We start from the raw sequence: 16,507 nt of genomic DNA on the forward strand, positions 1-16,507 counted from the left end.
GGCATCGAGCGGTGGACGGGCGACGGACGAGACGGAGAGGTCGATCGATCACATGACATTGGACACCGCATGGGCACGCGCCTGGGTCGAGGCGACGGCCGACGTCGTCCGGGAGAAGCGCACCCACCTCATCGAGTTGGACCGGGAGATCGGCGACGGCGATCACGGGGAGAACCTCGACCGGGGCTTCTCGGCCGTGACGGCGAAGCTCGACGAGCTGCCGACCGACGCGCGACCGGCGGACGTGCTCAAGATGGTCGCCACGACGCTCATCTCCACCGTCGGCGGTGCGTCGGGCCCGCTCCTCGGCACGGCCTATCTCAAAGGCGCCCAGGCGATCGCCGGCCAGGACGAACTGGATGCAGCCGCGGTCGTGGCCTTCCTGGCCGCGGCTCGCGACGGTGTCGTCCTCCGGGGCAAGGCCGAGAGCGGTGACAAGACCATGATCGACGCCTGGACGCCCGCGGTCGATGCGGCCACCGAGGCGGCGTCGTCGGGGGCCTCGCCGGTCGCGGTGCTGCGCGCTGCAGCCGACGCGGCGGTGCAGGGGGCCGCGGACACCGAGCCGTGGGTCGCCCGCAAGGGGCGGGCCAGCTATCTCGGCGAGCGAGCCCGGGGTCACCGCGATCCCGGCGCCGAGTCGTCGTCGCTCATCATCACGGCCGCCGCGGAGACGGCCGCCGCAACGGAGAAGGGCTGATCATGACCAGGATCGGAATCGTGATCGTCTCGCACAGCGCGAAGATCGCCGAGGGCGTCGTCGAGCTGGCGGGGCAGATGGCCCCGGGCACCCAGATCATCGCGGCCGGCGGGACGGACGACGGGGGACTCGGCACCAGCTTCGACCTGATCCAGGCCGCTCTGGCCCGGGCCGATTCGGGGGACGGCGTCGTCGTCCTCTGCGACCTCGGCTCGGCGATCCTCACCGCGGAGACCGCCGTGGACTTCCTCGACGACGCCCAGCGCGATCGGGTGGTCATCGCCGACGCGCCGCTCGTGGAGGGGGCGGTTGCCGCCTCCGTCACCGCCGAGACGGGTGGTTCGCTCGACGACGTCGTCGCCGCGGCGACCTCGGCCACGGGAGTAGCCGACGCGCACGCGGACGAGCGCGACCTCCGGGGCGGCAACGCGGTCGAGCGCTCGGCCGTCCTCGTGAACCCGTCGGGGCTGCATGCCCGACCGGCGGCGGAGCTCGTGAAGACGGCGGCCGCGTTCCAGTCGGACATCACGGTCAACGGCGTCGATGCGAAGAGCCTGCTCCGGATCATGGGACTCGGGCTGGGGGTCGGGTCGACCGTGCACCTGATGGCGGTCGGCGTCGATGCGGGCGCGGCGGTAGACGCCCTCGAGAACGCCATCGCCGAGGGGTTCGGCGAGCTGTAGGTCTGCGTGCGGCGGGCGCCTGCTCCGTTGCGTGCGAGGAGCGGTCAGAGGCGCGGCGAACCGATCAGGGCGAGCGCCTCGGCCCGCCCGGCGGTCGTGTCGAATGTGCCGCGGGAGGCGAGGGTCACCGTGGTGCTCCGCGCCTGCCGCGACCCCCGGCTGGTGACACAACCATGGCTGGCGTCGAGGACGACCAGCACACCGGCGGGGGAGAGACCCGCCACCAGGGCGTCCGCGATCTCCTCCCCGAGACGCTCCTGGATCTGCGGCCGCGAGGCGACGGCGTCGATCAGTCGAGGGATCGTGCCGAGACCGATGATGACCTCGGCGGGTGAGTATGCGACGTGTGCGACGCCGAGGAACGGCAGCAGGTGGTGCTCGCACACCGACCGGAACTCGATGTCGCGCACGACGATGACGTCGCCCAGCTCACCGGGTGCGGCCGGGACGGCGCTCCGCGCGACGAGGTCGGCCGCGTCGACCCCGAGACCGGAGAAGAACTCGCCGTACATCTCCGCCACCCGGCGGGGAGTGTCGGTCAGCCCGGCACGACGAGGGTCGTCGCCGATGGCCTCGAGCAGCTCCAGCACGGCCGCCTGGACGCGAGCGATGTCGATGCCCCGCGGGGGAGTCGGCGGCAGATCAGTCATGACCTCAGTGTCTCAGGTCGCGACGGATGCCGGACTGGTTGCGCCATGTCAGTAAGCTGACATAGTGTGAGGCGTGTCGCCGAGTCGATGGCCGCAATGGATCGGAGAAGAGCAGAGCATGACGAGCGTTCTTAAAATACTGGTGCGTCGAATCGACACGGGTGAGGTGCGGGGTCGATGAGTGCAGCGGTTCGGGAGATCGCGGTCCGCGGTCCGTGGTCGCTGGCGATGAGCCGACGCTTCTGGGAGGGTTTCACGCCCGGCAAGCTGCCGACGCAGCAGGGCGAGCAGCTGGAGGCCGTCTTCCTGGTCGAGGGGGACTGGAGCACGGCGACGGCTCGGATCGAGCAGGAGTCGGGCGCGGCCCGCGTGAGCCTGGAGGGTGACGGCGATCTCGACCTCGCGGCCGAGCAGGTCGCGCGCTTCCTCTCGATCGACGTCGACGGATCGGAGTGGCCGACGGTCGCCGAGCGCGACCCGGTCATCGCGGACGTCCAGAGGGCGTTGCCGGGATTCCGGCCCTGCGGCTTCTTCTCCGCCTACGAGGCGGCTGCCTGGTCGGTGCTGTCGCAGCGCATCCGCATGACCCAGGCGGCCGCCATCAAGCAGCGCCTCACCGATGAGTTCGGACGGGGTGGTGCGTTCCCCGCACCCGAGGTGCTCCACGGGCAGGACCTCGGATTGCCCGGCCGCAAGGGGGAGTACCTGGATGCCGTCTGTGCAGCCGCGATGGAGGGCGTGCTCGACGACGCCGCGATCCGTTCGATGGACGCAGCCGCTGCGATGGACCACGTCCAGCAGATCACGGGCATCGGGCCGTTCGCAGCCGGGCTGATCGTCATCCGTGGCGCGAACCATCCCGATGCGATCCCGCGTCACGAGCCGCGTCTCGATACCGAGGTGCAGCGCCGTTACGGGGCCGATGCCACGCTCGAAGTCGTGTCGGAGGCGTGGCGCCCGTTCCGCACGTGGGCCGCGGTCGGCCTCCGAGCCTTGGCCCCGACATCGGCGGCCTGACATCGGCGCGCCGACATCAGTGATCTGACATAATGTGCATTATCGGTCATGAAGTGTTGCGAATTGCATCTGATGCAAGCACTCGCTACACGGAGCGATTTCCTGGCCGGATCAGCTGTTTTTCGTTTTTCTGGGAGCCTATGGCGCGATGGGAGCGGGAAGCTGAGCCCCAGATGCCCACCTCTTGACCTGGACTTTTCGCAAATCATTCATCTGATGATAGATTCATGCGGTGGACGAACGAGGTCAAGAGCACGTCAGCGTGGACGGTCGAGGGGTGGCCGCGCGGCTGTTTCTCACTGGCACTGCGCTGCTGCGCGCTGATGCGCAAGTCTTCTCGGGGATGCTTGAGGGGTGGGAGATCCAGCAGCGATCCCGCGGCTTGAAGCCAGCCACCATTACCGCCCGCCGGCGCGTGATCGAGCGGTTCCAAAGGTTTGCCGGCCTCTACCCGTGGGAGTGGCACGCCCAAGACTTCGAATCATGGGTGACGGAGGGGCAACCCAGGCCTCTGGTTCTATCGACCCTTCGAAGCCTGCAGAACGCCGTGTCGATGTTCTGCGACTACGTCACCGATCTGCGCTACAAGTGGGTCGACGTCTGTGAACGACACTTCGGCGCAACTCCCTCGCAGGTGGTTTTCGAATGGAACGCCGTTACCCATCGTCATGAGAACGAGGGTCGAACGGCGCGACGAGCTCTCCGGCCGAACGAGTTGCAGATGCTTTTCGACGTGATCGACGACGAGGCGGTTCGTCTGCAGGCCCGCAATACAAAGGGCTGGCAAGCGGCTCTGCGCGATGCCGCCATGTACAAGACCTGTTACGCCTTCGGATTGCGCCGAGCTGAGCTGGCAGGCCTCGTCCTGGCCGACATCGGGTCAAACCCCCACGCACAAGAGTTTGGCGGCTATGGGGTCGTCTACGTTCGTCACGGGAAAAGCTCCAAGGGTTCGGGGCCCAAGAGGCGCTCGGTGCTGACTGTCTTCGACTGGTCCGTTGAGGTTCTGCGCTCCTGGGTTGACACCGAGCGTCCACTCTTTGCCACCTCGGCGCAGAGTGGGGCGCTGTGGCCGAGTGAGCGTGCCGCGGCCTCGACTCTGAGTGCGATTAGTCGTCGGTTCACCCATTATCGCGAAATAGCCGGCCTCCCCCCGGAGCTGTCCCTTCACGCGCTGCGGCATAGCTACGTCACGCATCTCATTGAGGCCGGTTTTGACCCTGCCTTCGTCCAGGAGCAGGTGGGGCATTCTCATGCGTCGACGACGTCGATCTACACCTCCGTCTCGTCGGACTTCCGCACCCGTACACTCAGAAACGCACTAGATACGACCATGCGAGAAATCAACGAGAGGAGGACGCAATGACGCGGACTCGAGTCGACTACGACTGGCATCTACGACGGATCATGCACGAGCATGATCTTCACAAGACCACTGATCTCGCGCCCCTTCTCGAAGAGCGAGGCATCCGCCTATCCCCCGCTCAGATCTATCGCCTTGTCGCTGAGAAGCCCGAGCGGCTATCTCTGCGCACGCTCGCAGCCCTCTGTGACATCTTTGAGTGCCAGCCTGGTGATCTCGTGGAACCCCGGAGCGAAGCCCACATGCAACGGCGTGTGAGTGGCGACACCGGTCCCAGTCCCTTGCCGGTCATCGCGCCCGTGCGGGCGCGAATTATCGACCTGGGTAGCTAGTGTCGCGGCCGCGGAAAGCCCCCGATCCGGACAGCTTCCCGGCGTGCAGTCGATGCGGAGAGCATTTCGAGCGTGCCGCCGTCTGGCAGGGAGGAGGTATCTGTCAGTACTGCTACGCAAAAGCCCGACGAACGTTCGGAACTTGCGTGCAATGCGGGCACGAGGGCAGCGTTCCAGGTTTGCTGCACCAGGACGCACCCCTCTGCAGGGACTGCTCAGGCATCCGACTCAACGTTGATTGCAAGCGGTGTGGTGCTGAAGCCGAGCTCTACCGAGGGGGTGCGTGCTGGGCGTGCGTCTTGCGGGACGAGGCGAGCGAAGCCTTCGGCACGCTGAATGCCGACCCCGCAAAGCGCCAAGCGCTCATTGACTCCTTCGCCACAATGCGACGCTCCAATAGTGGACTGACGTGGCTCCGCAAGCCGGAGACCCATGCCCTGCTCGCTCGCCTTCGCGAGATGCATGGACCGCTCGATCACGCGCACCTCGATTCGCTTGACGGAGCCGCGCGGTCCGTGGAGTACGTTCGCGCACTCTTTATCGAGCACGAACTACTCCCCCGCCGGGATCGATACCTCGAGGAATTTGCGGTCTGGTCTCGCGGCCGCGAGCTCCAGGTCACAGATCCCGACGCGCGCCTCGTGATGCGTCAGTTCCTTGAGTGGGGCCAGCGCCGGCGGCTGCGGCGATCCGCCGAAGAAAATGGCGGCGAGGCATCGCTAGGTGCATTCCTGTCCGTCAAGCAAACAACGACCGTGACCATTCAGTTCCTTAACTCTGTGTGCGGCGACGGGCTCGCAGTCGCCGACATAGATCAGCACGACCTTGATAACTGGTTCGCGGCGGGTCCAAGCACGCGTGAGCTTGCCACGGGGTTCCTCTACTGGGCGATGAACCGCAAGCTCATGCCGAGACTGACTCTGCCGCGGCGCAACGGGTTCGACATAGTCGGCGCCGAGTCGTCAGACCGCTTCGCAGTACTGGCGCGAGTCCTTGAAGATGAGCAGCTGCCCCAAGTTGTTCGGGTTGCAACCGTTATGATTGCGCTCTTCGGGCAGCCGGTGGGACGGACGGTTGCGCTGCCTTACGACGCTGTGCGCGTTGACTCAAATGGTGACCTTGAGATCATTTTTTCGCACGATTTAGTTCCAGTCCCGCCGGCCTTTGCTGTGATTCTCGATGGGTGGATCAAGAACCGCCCCCACCTGCAAACTGCGGCGCATCGCGATAGCCCTTGGCTCTTCACCGGGACAACGCCCGGGCGGCACATCCAGGCCAACACGATCTCGGCCGCGATGGCGAAGCACGGCATTTCCCCCAGGAGTGTTCGCGCCGCAGCGTGGCGAGACCTCATCCGTCACATGCCCACTCCCCTTCTTTCCAGCGCCTTCGGAGTGAGTGCTGCCCGCCTGGACGCCTATGCCAAGGATGCGGGAAGCCGGTTTGCTCGTTATGCAGCGATGTCAGGACGAGGGCAGTGAGTTGGGGCCGGACCACGCGCGACAGGCGCCACTTTCTTTGCAGTGGTGGGTGAGATCTTGATCCGTCTCTTCCTGGGCCCGCCAAAGCCCCCGGTCGGGAAGCGACGAGCGTCTGGTCGGCACGAAGCATCTTTAAGGTTTTGGCGCTGAGATGCACGCCGGTGCGAGCGATCGCACAACCTAGTCTTGTGTCGTGAGCAATAGCCCCCGACAGCGACCGCGTGAGCTTGCCCCGGAGCCCTGGCCCGAGCGGCCCTCGGACGACGCAGTCGCTGAAGCCGCGAGGTGTTTCGCTTTGCGTTTGCGATCCGCCATGGGCGACCTCAGCACACGAGCAGTAGCCAGGCAAGCTGGCATCAACCACGTCACACTGCTCAACACGCTTTCTGGCGAATCTTGGCCAGATCTTCGGACGCTGGCGCGGTTGGAGCTCGCCTTGGATGCCGAACTCTGGCGACGTCCGCATTCCTTGAATAGTTAGAGAGCGCGCAGCGACTCGAAGGGAAACCAAGTCCCATCCGTAAGTCGCGCCAATGGTCGCAGAGACCCCTCGCGCGACTGCCCGGCTGAGGCGGGTTCGACTCGCAAATGCCCAAGCCGCATTCGAATGAGTTCAAGAAGAAGTCGCGTCGCTCCCCCAGCGTCTTCAATGCGTGCTCCAGCGCTCAAGACAAACTCGCCGGACTCTAGATCACAGACGGCCGCAACCTCAGTGCCACCCCGCCGCAGTAGGAAATCTCCTCTCGAGCCCATTGCGCCGTACTCGACCTGCACGCCGGATGGAAGGTTCAGCTTCGCGAGCCAACTCAAATCCTCGAGCGAGTTCTCACCCGTGTCGATGGTGACAAGCGGAAGCCTGCGCTGCTCGTCGCTCTCCGCCCACACCATATGGTTAGTATAATCACCAGTCGCGTCGAGTAGCGCGTCTTCCAAGAAGCATCGTCTCCGTTTCGACGACCGTTGCTCTAAGAAGCTGACGAGAAGGGGCATTGAGTTGGGTGCGCAACCGCGGCAACTCCGGCGTCGTCACCTCGTGGTCGTCGTTCATCTACGAGCGCAAGACGCAGGTCGCAATGGCGACTCTGATCGACAGGCAGAAACGCCCCAGCGCCTAGCGCTTGGCACAAGTCCAAGCGAGCCGTGCCAAGGGGGAAAGGATCGTGAAGCAGGCCTCACGGAGGGCATGAACGAGAGCAAAGTGGCCACGACCATACGTATGCCTCGGACGCTCAAGCTAAGAGCCGAGTCAGCTGTCCTGACTACGTCGGGCCGCTCGGGCGGCTACGACTCCTTCGCGTCACTCGTTTCCGGGGCAATCAGCCATGAATTGTTCCGTCTGGCCACCGACCTGAACGAGGGGCGACCATTTGCACCAAACGCAGGCCCGTTCCGCATCGGCCGCCCTGCGGGCCGAGGTTGAGGGTGACGGTGGCGGCAGGAATGACCGGGCGGACTTGAGCTGACTGACCGTCAAACCAAGCAGAACGGCGGTTCTCGGTATGGCCGCCGCATGCGAGCCGCAGCTGAGCGTCGTCTTCATCCAGGCCGCACTTTGCACGACACCACATTAGGAGGGCCACCGCCATGGGACGCGTCATCGTTCACGCAAGAGGTTTCGACTTTGGTCTGCGAAAGCGGCAATCACCCTCGCCGCCGGCGCAGCAGCTGACCGCGGAACAGGCAGCCTTCTTCGTGAGTTCACGGTCAATAACTCAAGCGCAATTGGACGATTCTCGGGCCCGAATCGCGCGAGGTGATCTCCGGCGCCTTGAACGCAGAACGGAGCAGTCAGCGATCGCAGAGGCTACGACACCAAGGCACGCCGCGAGCCTTCTAGGGCTCGAACACGACGGGCTTGTCGCCTTCGAGGGCGACCTCTTCGCGTTCGTGGCAAACGGCGAGCTTCGCTATCCAGGATGGCAGTTCACCGGCCTTGCAAGCCAGCCAGTCTTACCCGCCCTGCAAGAACTCACGAGCGCGTTCGAGGACGACATGCACCCCGCGTCCATTTTGGGATTTATGAACACCCCCCAAGACGATGCGCGAATCGACGGCAGAGCAAAGACTCCCAGAGAGTGGCTCGAGCAAGGACGCAGCGTTGACACCCTCGTGGGCATCTTGGAAAGCTTTTTGATGTCCTGAGACACTGGATCTACCACCGAGGCGTGCAGTCCTTGATCTGGGCCTGGGGCGGGCCAACAGGCCGGGTGAGCAGGCGCCCCTCGGATGACTGCGGGACGCACAACCCGAGCATGCTCCCCCACTCGAGAACCGTTGGCGCGCACGAAAAAGCCCCCGCCCGGCCAAGGGAATCAGGAATGCGGGGGCTGCTGCTGTCTAGCGGCTTAGGGACCGCCCGGCAGCTCTCGGACAGCTTGGGGGGAAGCTGACCGGGGCCAAGCTACGCGCGGCCCCTGACGGCTCTCTCGGGCTTAGTAGGGAGCGACCGAGGTCACGATGCGATCCTCAGGGAGCCTGGCACGCACCTGGTCGATCGCGTCGGCCGGCGTCGGGGCGTTCAGCTCGACGGCGACGGCCTCGGCGCTCGTGTCGCCCTTAGGGCGGTGCCTGCCGAACCAGCTCATGCCTCGACGCTATCTGTCGTCACGACGGCCACTCGTCCGGCTCGGGGCGCAGCTGGCCCGTCAGGGCTGACAGCTCGGCCTCGTGCTGGATCATCCACGCGACGGCGCTGTTCAGGCTGCCCTCTCGGCGCAGCCAGGGGCGGCCGCCGGCATCGTCTCGGCCTTGGGCGTAGCAGTGGTAGACGATGCCGCCCAGCTCGTGACGCGAGAGAACGTAGCCGAGGGGTGCGGCAGGGGCCCGGCGGACCTGCCAGACACCGAACGTGCCAGGGATCGGCGGCACCGCGAACGGGTGCGTCGGGATCGGCCGGCGCAGAATCTTTGCGGCCGCCTCGCCAGACCCTCGCACTCCCACGACGTGAGGCTACGACTGCCTGCCGACATTGCACACGTGGGTGTGTTTTCCCCTGCTGCTATGGGCTCTCCGGCAAGTCCTTAGTCCTGGAAGAACATCGGCATGTCAAAGACTGGTCCGTCATGGGTGCGGGTGTCCTCTCGATCCGCTACTAGATCGAGGAGATAGAGGTACGCGGCTCGGGCCACAGCCAGCGACGAATGGGACGCAGTTATGAGACCACGGAGGTCAATGCGGACGTGAGTGGCGTCGTCTGGCTTGTCGTCCAATTCCATCGCCCAGGTCAAGTTGACGAGCCGATGAGTGCCTGCATTACGAAGGGTCTTGGCGGCCTCATAAATACCGTCGGTGAAGTCGACAGCTAGCTCAGCAAGACTTAACGCCGACGGTGTGAAATCTGCAGGAGGCACCGGCAGGGCTGGGTGCAACAAGGCCGGTTGCCCTTTCACCCAGAAGGCCTTGAACGTCACGTTCTCGGGGTCAAGCCCTACGGAGAAGTGCTCGTTGGCGGCGACTGCGATCTTGTCGAGCAGGTCCAGAGTACTTCTTTGCGCGAGGACTAGAGACGATGAGGCTTCTCCATAGACGGCCATGTCGAGCGTGTCCGCATACACGCCAGAATCATCGGGACTCTGGCCGAGTGGAGCGTCGAGGAGCCTTTGCTCTCCTGAGAACGCGAGCCTCCGCGATACCAAGTACTCAGCCTTGAGAACGTTGACCGACGCGTAAATCGGCGGCATACCTACCGAAGTCGTTTGCAGGGACTCGATCATGGCGGAGTCCCATCTCGCGCTATCCGTTCCAAGTCCGTCAACCGCCAAAGTCAGGGCAAAGCGGTGGTCCTTAATCCATTGTTGATACTCATCCAGGACATCACCACCATGCTCGGCGTGCCCATGTCCTCCCAGGAGTTCCACCGCGTCCCAATTTCTGGCTACTTGCTCCCCCGCCAAATCAACTGTGCGCTGTCGATGAGCTTTCGAGTGACGAACGAAAGCATCGTGCACGACCGCGTAGTGCCCCAGGGTTCCTCTCCCAGTTGAGATCCGACGACGAAGCAGGTATGCGGCATTGCCTGACGCATTTCCGTTTGTAGGGTCAGCCTCGAGAGCGTCTGAATACGCCTGATACGCCTCCACCCATCGACCCGAATCATCGAAGAGATTGGCCAGATTGCACAGGGCCATGCCGCGGAGCTCTGATGCGACTGAGGCGTCGTAGCCAACTCCGAAAAAGAGCGCTCGCGCTTCTTTCAGCAGATCGCGATCTAAAAGGCGAGCAGCGACGTACTGGCCGGCGGTCAATTCTGCACGGTCATGAGCCAGCTGATGCAGACACGATCTTCCGTTACCCGCGTTGTATTCGAGATTCCGGCGCAGATGAGTGTCGGCAGCTAGGAGCCTCGCTCGATCCGCAATGTCAGTGCCAAGCTTTGCTGCACGCTTATTTCGTCGATAGCCTGCAAAGTTGATCAGGACACTCGACACGGTGAAGGCTGCAAGGGCCCATTCGTCGCCATCAATGGAATCAGCCTCGTAAAGACGATCAAGCTCCCCGACAAGGCTTTCGGCGTTCTTCACGCAGGCCGAGTGGCCGTTCTGAGCCGCCAATACGACGGCGTTTACCTGACTAGCGACCTCACGAGGCATGTGCCGCACTTCATTCCCCCTTGTAATGAATTTCGTCGAGTTCATGCACTACGGCTCGGACGTCTTCATTCGAGAGCTTGTCCATGAAAAAGATCTTCCCGCCGATCTTGTTCAGGGATGTTCCCATGATCACGCCCGTCTCTCTGTCTGCAATCCAGAAACGATCGTGAAAGTCCTCAGAGAACACGACTCGCAGAACCGCGTCGGGCGCGGCCAGCTTTAGAGCTGCTGTCACAGCACCCTGCACTCGCTCATCCGTCTGTTTCTCAGACACAACAGCGATGACAGTCACCTCATTCGTGAGAAGCGGAGACATGATTCGAACGAGGGAGGCAGCATAGGCGTCTGCGTCCTTCACTCGCCTGTTGGTGAACAGGTAGGGGTCTGTTATCGCCAGCTCACGCTTGGGGTTCAACTTGCCAAGACGGCTTATGACGTAGTGCTCGGCCTCGTGGGGCGGGGCCTTAGGGGAGACATCCTCCTGGATGAAGACAACATCGAGATAAGCGCTGGGGCCCTCTTCACGGAGGCGCTTTTGAATTTCCAGGGTTGTTTCCCCGACTTGCCGAAAACCGATCGAGTAACCGAGCCTTTCGGCGACCGCGGAGACCTGGAGTAGATGCTCGTGAGATATTTCCGGGGTAAAGGCGAAGCAGTTGTGCACGCCCCGATGGACCATGAAGGCATCAGACACGGTCAGGCAAAGATGTAGGACAGTCGACTGTTGTTCAAAAATCTAAGCTCGTCCGGTGCGTCAAAGTCCAGTTCCCCGTTGACCAGGACGCAGTCCTCTTCGGACTCCTTGAGAAACACCCCCGGCATGACGGCTCGGTTCCTTGCCGCACCGCCGAGAAACCGGAGGAAGGCCTGACGATCTTCAACGTCGGCTAGCCCTATATCGACCTTTCGTCCGCTTGCTTTTTCCCGCAAGCGAGCACTGGGTCGCCCCTCCGTGTTTTCATATTCCTCGATATAGCATTTGACCTGCACGATGCTCCGACTTCTACATGCCGCTTCGGCGCGGCTGTGAGACCCCATGCTAGAACCGTTGGCGGGCAGCTGAGTACTTCTCGTTCGCGTCGTGCCGCCCATGCCTTCGAACCTTCGTCCGACAGCCGATCGTCCACCGGACGCGAAAGGGCGTCGAGGCCTACGCCGTAACGAGGAGCTTTCCTAGGGAATCGAGGGCTCCAGGGACGAGGGCGTAGTACGCCCAGATGCCGCGTTTGTCGCGGGTGAGAATGCCGGCGTCGACGAGGACTTTGAGGTGGTGCGAGACGGTCGGCTGGCTGAGCCCAAGGGGTTCGGTGAGGTCGCAGACGCATGCCTCGGCCCCCTCGTGCGCGGCGACCATCGAGATGAGCCGGAGCCGGGCCGGGTCCGCGATCGCCTTCAAGCTGCGGGCCAGCTTCTCGGCGTTCTCCGCGTCCATCGCCTCGCGGGCCAACGGTGCACAGCACGCGGTCACGTCGGTGAGGGGCAGGAGTTCGGCAACGGGCATGTGAACACTCTTCCACACAGATTGACAGTCGTCGATGGGTTGGGGCAGGCTCAACACATCGACACTCATCGATCTACGGAGCTGCATGACCACCGCCACCACCACCACTGCGCCTGCCCGGCTCGGGACCGCTGACCGCTTCCTCCCCGTGTGGATTCTCGCTGCCATGGCTGCGGGGCTGCTGCTGGCGGTTTTCGTGCCGGCGTTCGGTGAGCTGCTGCACTCGTTCCAGGTGGGGCAGGTAAGCGTCCCGATCGCGGTCGGGCTGCTGGTGATGATGTACCCGGTGCTGGCGAAGGTCCGCTACTCCGACACCCGCGCCATAGCTGGCGACCGTCGCCTGCTGGTGTCATCGCTGGTGATGAACTGGGTCGTCGGTCCGGCGCTGATGTTCGCCCTGGCCTGGATCTTCCTGCCGGATCTGCCGGAGTACCGCACGGGGCTGATCATCGTGGGGCTCGCCCGGTGCATCGCCATGGTGCTGATCTGGAATGACCTCGCCTGCGGCGACCGAGAAGCTGCCGCTTTCCTCGTCGCCCTGAACTCGGTGTTCCAGGTCGTCGCGTTCGCCGGCCTCGGCTGGTTCTACCTCCAGATCCTCCCCGCCTGGCTCGGGCTCCCCACAACGAGCGCCTCGTTCAGCATCTGGTCGATCACCCTCAGCGTCCTGGTGTTCCTCGGCATCCCCCTCCTCGCCGGCTACCTCTCCCGCCGCATCGGGGAAGCGACCAAGGGACGCACCTGGTACGAGACACGGTTCCTGCCGAAGATCGGCCCCTTCGCCCTCTACGGGCTGCTGTTCACGATCGTGATGCTGTTCGCCCTCCAAGGGCAGCAGGTCGTTGACCGGCCCCTCGACGTCGTCCGCATCGCCGTGCCCCTGCTGGTGTACTTCGCCGTCACGTTCCTCGTCGCGTTCTTCACCGGACGGGCGATCGGCCTTGCGTACGAGCGGACGGCGACGCTGGCGTTCACGGCCGCGGGGAACAACTTCGAGCTGGCGATCGCGGTCGCGGTCGGCACGTTCGGAGCGACCTCAGGCCAGGCCCTCGCCGGCATCGTCGGCCCCCTGATCGAGGTCCCGGCGCTCGTGGCGCTGGTGTACCTGTCCCTGTGGTTGCGGCCACGCCTGTTCCCCTCCCCCGCCCCGGCAGCGCGCGTCGCTGAACGGGTCTGACCCCTTACCCGAAGGAACCCGTCATGAGCACCAAGCCCACCGTCCTGTTCGTCTGCGTCCACAACGCCGGCCGTTCCCAGATGGCCGCCGGCTACATGCAGGCCCTCGCCGGCGACCGCGTCGACGTCCTCTCCGCCGGCAGCGAGCCCAAGGACCAGATCAACCCGATCGCGATCCAGGCCATGGCCGAAGAGGGCATCGACATCGCCGGGAACCAGCCCAAGGTCCTCACCACCGAGGCCGTCCGGGACAGCGACGTCGTGATCACGATGGGCTGCGGCGACGCGTGCCCGATCTTCCCCGGCAAGCGCTACGAGGACTGGGAGCTGACCGACCCCGCCGGCCGCGGCATCGAGGACGTCCGCCCCATTCGCGACGACATCAAGGGCCGCATCGAGGCCCTGTTGGCCGAGATCGCACCCGCGACCGCCTGACCCTGAGCTGTGAGGAGACGACGATGACGGACCTGACCACGAGGCGCGGCCTGCCGGGCCTTGCCTTCCCCGAGGACGCGCTCAAGCGTGCCGCGGGCGACCTCGCCACCCGGTTCGAGGGCATCTTCGGACCCGAGACGATCGAGCGGTACGTGCTCGAGTCCTACACGGCGCTCCTTCGCACAGCGCAGGTCCGGGCACACCTCACCACCAACGCGACCCGGTTCGCCGTCGACCGGCTGACCGCCCTCGGGCAGGCCACCGGGGCGATCGAGCGGACGGTGCCGGAGGTGCTGTTCGTCTGCGAGCAGAACGCCGGCCGCTCCCAGATGGCAGCCGTGTTCACCAACGTCCTCTCCGGCGGTGCCGTCCACGTCCGCTCGGCCGGTTCCCTGCCCGCCCGGGACCTCCACCCCGTCGTCGCGGAAGCGATGCGGGAGCTGGGCCTCGATCTTGATGAGGCGTTCCCCAAGCCGCTGACCGACGACGTCGTGCAGGCAGCCGACGTCGTGATCACGATGGGCTGCGGCGACGCGTGCCCGATCTACCCCAGCAAGACCTACCGCGACTGGCACCTCACCGACCCCGCAGGGCTCCCCCTCGAGAAGGTGCGCCTCATCCGCGACGACGTCCAGAAGCTCGTCGAATCGCTCCTGACCGAACTTGGCATCGAATCGAAGGACCTCCCCGCATGAGCCTCACCCTCACTGTCCCGCCCCGCACCGACGCGCCCACCCTCGCCGGGCTCCCCGTCGCCGTCATCGGCGCCGGCCCCGTCGGCCTCGCCGCTGCCGCGCAGCTCCTCGAACGCGGCGTCGACGTCGTGGTCTACGAAGCTGGCCCGAGTGCCGCGACGGCGGTCCGGGCGTGGGGGCACACGCGCCTGTTCACCCCGTGGGAGCACCTCGTCGACCCGGCCGCCGCGCGCCTCCTCGATACCACCGACTGGGAGGCGCCGTCGGCGAAGAAGCTCCCCTACGGTGCCGACTTCGTCCGCGACTACCTCGAACCCCTCGCCGCGACCCCCGCGCTGTCTGGCCGCATCCGTTACGGGCACCGGGTCGCCGCGGTGTCCCGGCAGGGCATGGACCGTACCCGCTCGACCGGGCGTGCCGAGACGCCGTTCCTGCTGCGCCTCGACCACGACGGTGAGGTGCGCGACGAACTCGCCCGCGCGGTCATCGACACCTCCGGCACCTACACGACCCCCAACACCCTCACCTCCTCCGGGGTGGGCCTCTCCCACGCGGTCGACGTCGCGGACAGCATCAGCCACGCCCTGCCCGACGTCCTCGGCCAGGACCGGGACCGGTTCGCTGGCCGGCACACGGTCGTCGTCGGCGCCGGCCACTCGGCCGCGAACACCCTCATCAAGCTCGCCACCCTCGCCAAAGAGGCCCCCGGGACGACGATCACGTGGGCGATCCGCAGCAGCAACCCCGCCCGCGTCTACGGGTCCGCAGCCGACCAGCTCGAGGGCCGCGGCGACCTCGGCAGCGCCGTCCGCGACCTCGTCCGAGCGGGCGCGATCGCCCTGCTCGACCGGTTCGAGGTCGACGACGTCACCAAAACCGACGTCGGCGTGCAGCTCGTCGGGCGGCGACGCAGTGAGGCCCTGACGGTCGCTGCGGACGTGGTGGTGAATGCGACCGGGTTCCGCCCTGACCTCGACATGCTCCGCGAGGTCCGGGTGTCGCTCGACGAGATCGTCGAAGCGCCTCGGCAGCTCGCACCGCTGATCGACCCAAACCTGCACTCCTGCGGCACGGTCTACCCGCACGGCGTCGCAGAGCTCGGGCACCCGGAACCGAACTTCTTCATCGCCGGCATGAAGTCCTACGGCCGCGCCCCGACGTTCCTGCTCCTCACCGGCTACGAGCAGGTCCGATCCATCGCCGACGAACTCGCCGGCAACCACGAAGCCGCCCGCCTCGTGCAGCTCGAACTCCCCGTGACGGGCGTCTGCTCAACCAACCTCCCGGACGCCTCCGGGTGCGCCGTCGACGGACCGGCAGCAGGTGGGTGCTGCTCGTGAACGTCACCGTCCGGGCCATGACCCCGGACGACTGGCCCGCCGTCGAGCAGATCTACCAAGAGGGCATCGACACCGGAAACGCCACCTTCGAGACCCACACCCCGACCTGGGAGGCGTTCGATGCCGGCAAGCTCGCCGCGCACCGATTCGTCGCCGTCGACGACACCACGGGCTCGGTCCTCGGCTGGGTGGCGGCGTTGGCGACGTCGGCCAGGCCGGCCTATGCCGGCGTCGTCGAACACTCCGTCTACATCGCCGCCTCGGCCCAGGGCCGAGGCATCGGGCGTGAGCTGATGAGTTCGTTCCTCGCCTCAATCGATGCCGGGGGCATCTGGACCGTTCAGTCGTCGATCTTCCCCGAGAACGGGGCGAGCCTGGCCCTCCACGAGCGGGCGGGCTTCCGCCGGATCGGAACACGGGAACGGATCGCACGCTCCGAAACAGGCCCTTATGCCGGCGTGTGGCGCGACACCGTTCTGATCGAACGACGCTCACCCACCGACCCCTCTTAGGCGCTATTGCGGAAGACGCACTCGATCGAGCAA

At 65.2% G+C, this 16,507-nt stretch carries 19 protein-coding genes; 12 read left to right on the forward strand and 7 right to left on the reverse strand.

Features of this window, described 5'->3' with window-relative positions:
* The first annotated feature begins 52 nt into the window (after positions 1-52).
* Entirely contained in the window at positions 53-700 is a 648-nt protein-coding gene (dhaL, locus tag ACPEEZ_RS06880) for a dihydroxyacetone kinase subunit DhaL (RefSeq protein WP_423924015.1), read from the forward strand.
* Positions 701-702: 2 nt separating this feature from the next.
* Positions 703-1,383, forward strand: coding sequence for a dihydroxyacetone kinase phosphoryl donor subunit DhaM (dhaM, locus tag ACPEEZ_RS06885; RefSeq protein WP_423924016.1), 681 nt, complete (start codon positions 703-705; stop codon positions 1,381-1,383).
* Positions 1,384-1,427: 44 nt separating this feature from the next.
* Here dhaM and folE read toward each other — a convergent pair whose 3' ends face one another.
* On the reverse strand, positions 1,428-2,033 hold the full coding sequence (gene folE / locus ACPEEZ_RS06890; protein WP_423924017.1) for a GTP cyclohydrolase I: 606 nt from the start codon (positions 2,031-2,033) through the stop codon (positions 1,428-1,430).
* A 177-nt stretch (positions 2,034-2,210) separates the two neighbouring features.
* Between folE and ACPEEZ_RS06895 the strand changes: the two genes are divergently transcribed.
* The 5 genes from ACPEEZ_RS06895 to ACPEEZ_RS06915 all read left to right on the forward strand — a co-directional run bounded on the left by ACPEEZ_RS06895 (position 2,211) and on the right by ACPEEZ_RS06915 (position 8,368).
* Complete coding sequence (locus ACPEEZ_RS06895) at positions 2,211-3,050, forward strand: DNA-3-methyladenine glycosylase family protein (protein WP_423924018.1); 840 nt, start codon at positions 2,211-2,213, stop codon at positions 3,048-3,050.
* 232 nt (positions 3,051-3,282) lie between these two features.
* Entirely contained in the window at positions 3,283-4,416 is a 1,134-nt protein-coding gene (locus tag ACPEEZ_RS06900) for a tyrosine-type recombinase/integrase (protein WP_423924019.1), read from the forward strand.
* Positions 4,413-4,745, forward strand: coding sequence for a helix-turn-helix domain-containing protein (locus tag ACPEEZ_RS06905; RefSeq protein WP_423924020.1), 333 nt, complete (start codon positions 4,413-4,415; stop codon positions 4,743-4,745). The genes ACPEEZ_RS06900 and ACPEEZ_RS06905 overlap by 4 nt, the downstream gene beginning before the upstream one ends.
* A 299-nt stretch (positions 4,746-5,044) precedes the next feature.
* Positions 5,045-6,226, forward strand: a complete 1,182-nt coding sequence (locus tag ACPEEZ_RS06910) for a hypothetical protein (protein WP_423924021.1) — start codon at positions 5,045-5,047, stop codon at positions 6,224-6,226.
* Between the two features lie 1,584 nt (positions 6,227-7,810).
* On the forward strand, positions 7,811-8,368 hold the full coding sequence (locus ACPEEZ_RS06915) for a hypothetical protein (protein ID WP_423924022.1): 558 nt from the start codon (positions 7,811-7,813) through the stop codon (positions 8,366-8,368).
* Positions 8,369-8,658: 290 nt separating this feature from the next.
* Here the strand turns inward: ACPEEZ_RS06915 and ACPEEZ_RS06920 are convergent, their stop codons facing one another.
* The 6 genes from ACPEEZ_RS06920 to ACPEEZ_RS06945 form a co-directional block, all read right to left on the reverse strand.
* On the reverse strand, positions 8,659-8,811 hold the full coding sequence (locus ACPEEZ_RS06920; protein WP_423924023.1) for a hypothetical protein: 153 nt from the start codon (positions 8,809-8,811) through the stop codon (positions 8,659-8,661).
* A gap of 19 nt (positions 8,812-8,830) precedes the next feature.
* Positions 8,831-9,094, reverse strand: a complete 264-nt coding sequence (locus tag ACPEEZ_RS06925) for a hypothetical protein (RefSeq protein WP_423924024.1) — start codon at positions 9,092-9,094, stop codon at positions 8,831-8,833.
* A 152-nt stretch (positions 9,095-9,246) separates the two neighbouring features.
* Positions 9,247-10,860, reverse strand: a complete 1,614-nt coding sequence (locus ACPEEZ_RS06930) for an LA2681 family HEPN domain-containing protein (RefSeq protein ID WP_423924025.1) — start codon at positions 10,858-10,860, stop codon at positions 9,247-9,249.
* Positions 10,826-11,509 (reverse strand): hypothetical protein, encoded by a 684-nt coding sequence (locus ACPEEZ_RS06935; RefSeq protein WP_423924026.1) that lies wholly within the window; start codon positions 11,507-11,509, stop codon positions 10,826-10,828. Before ACPEEZ_RS06935 ends, ACPEEZ_RS06930 begins: the two co-directional genes overlap by 35 nt.
* 2 nt (positions 11,510-11,511) lie before the next feature.
* Positions 11,512-11,853, reverse strand: coding sequence for a hypothetical protein (locus ACPEEZ_RS06940; protein ID WP_423924027.1), 342 nt, complete (start codon positions 11,851-11,853; stop codon positions 11,512-11,514).
* Positions 11,854-11,965: 112 nt separating this feature from the next.
* Positions 11,966-12,316, reverse strand: coding sequence for an ArsR/SmtB family transcription factor (locus tag ACPEEZ_RS06945; RefSeq protein ID WP_123356741.1), 351 nt, complete (start codon positions 12,314-12,316; stop codon positions 11,966-11,968).
* An 85-nt stretch (positions 12,317-12,401) separates the two neighbouring features.
* On the opposite strand from ACPEEZ_RS06945, the gene arsB reads away from it, so the two are divergent.
* From arsB to ACPEEZ_RS06970, 5 genes are read left to right on the forward strand one after another with little or no spacing between them, the layout of a single operon-like run.
* A complete protein-coding gene (gene arsB / locus ACPEEZ_RS06950; RefSeq protein ID WP_423924028.1) occupies positions 12,402-13,493 on the forward strand; it encodes an ACR3 family arsenite efflux transporter in 1,092 nt (363 codons plus the stop codon).
* 23 nt (positions 13,494-13,516) lie between these two features.
* Entirely contained in the window at positions 13,517-13,927 is a 411-nt protein-coding gene (locus tag ACPEEZ_RS06955) for an arsenate reductase ArsC (protein WP_423924029.1), read from the forward strand.
* A gap of 23 nt (positions 13,928-13,950) precedes the next feature.
* Entirely contained in the window at positions 13,951-14,622 is a 672-nt protein-coding gene (locus tag ACPEEZ_RS06960) for an arsenate reductase ArsC (RefSeq protein WP_423924030.1), read from the forward strand.
* Positions 14,619-15,962: an FAD-dependent oxidoreductase gene (locus tag ACPEEZ_RS06965; protein WP_423924031.1), complete on the forward strand. Its 1,344-nt coding sequence runs from the start codon at positions 14,619-14,621 to the stop codon at positions 15,960-15,962. The genes ACPEEZ_RS06960 and ACPEEZ_RS06965 overlap by 4 nt, the downstream gene beginning before the upstream one ends.
* Positions 15,959-16,474 (forward strand): N-acetyltransferase family protein, encoded by a 516-nt coding sequence (locus ACPEEZ_RS06970; RefSeq protein WP_423924032.1) that lies wholly within the window; start codon positions 15,959-15,961, stop codon positions 16,472-16,474. Before ACPEEZ_RS06965 ends, ACPEEZ_RS06970 begins: the two co-directional genes overlap by 4 nt.
* The last annotated feature ends 33 nt before the right edge of the window (positions 16,475-16,507 follow it).

The sequence above is a fragment of the Frigoribacterium sp. 2-23 genome, from assembly GCF_049601585.1.
Taxonomy (GTDB): domain Bacteria; phylum Actinomycetota; class Actinomycetes; order Actinomycetales; family Microbacteriaceae; genus Frigoribacterium.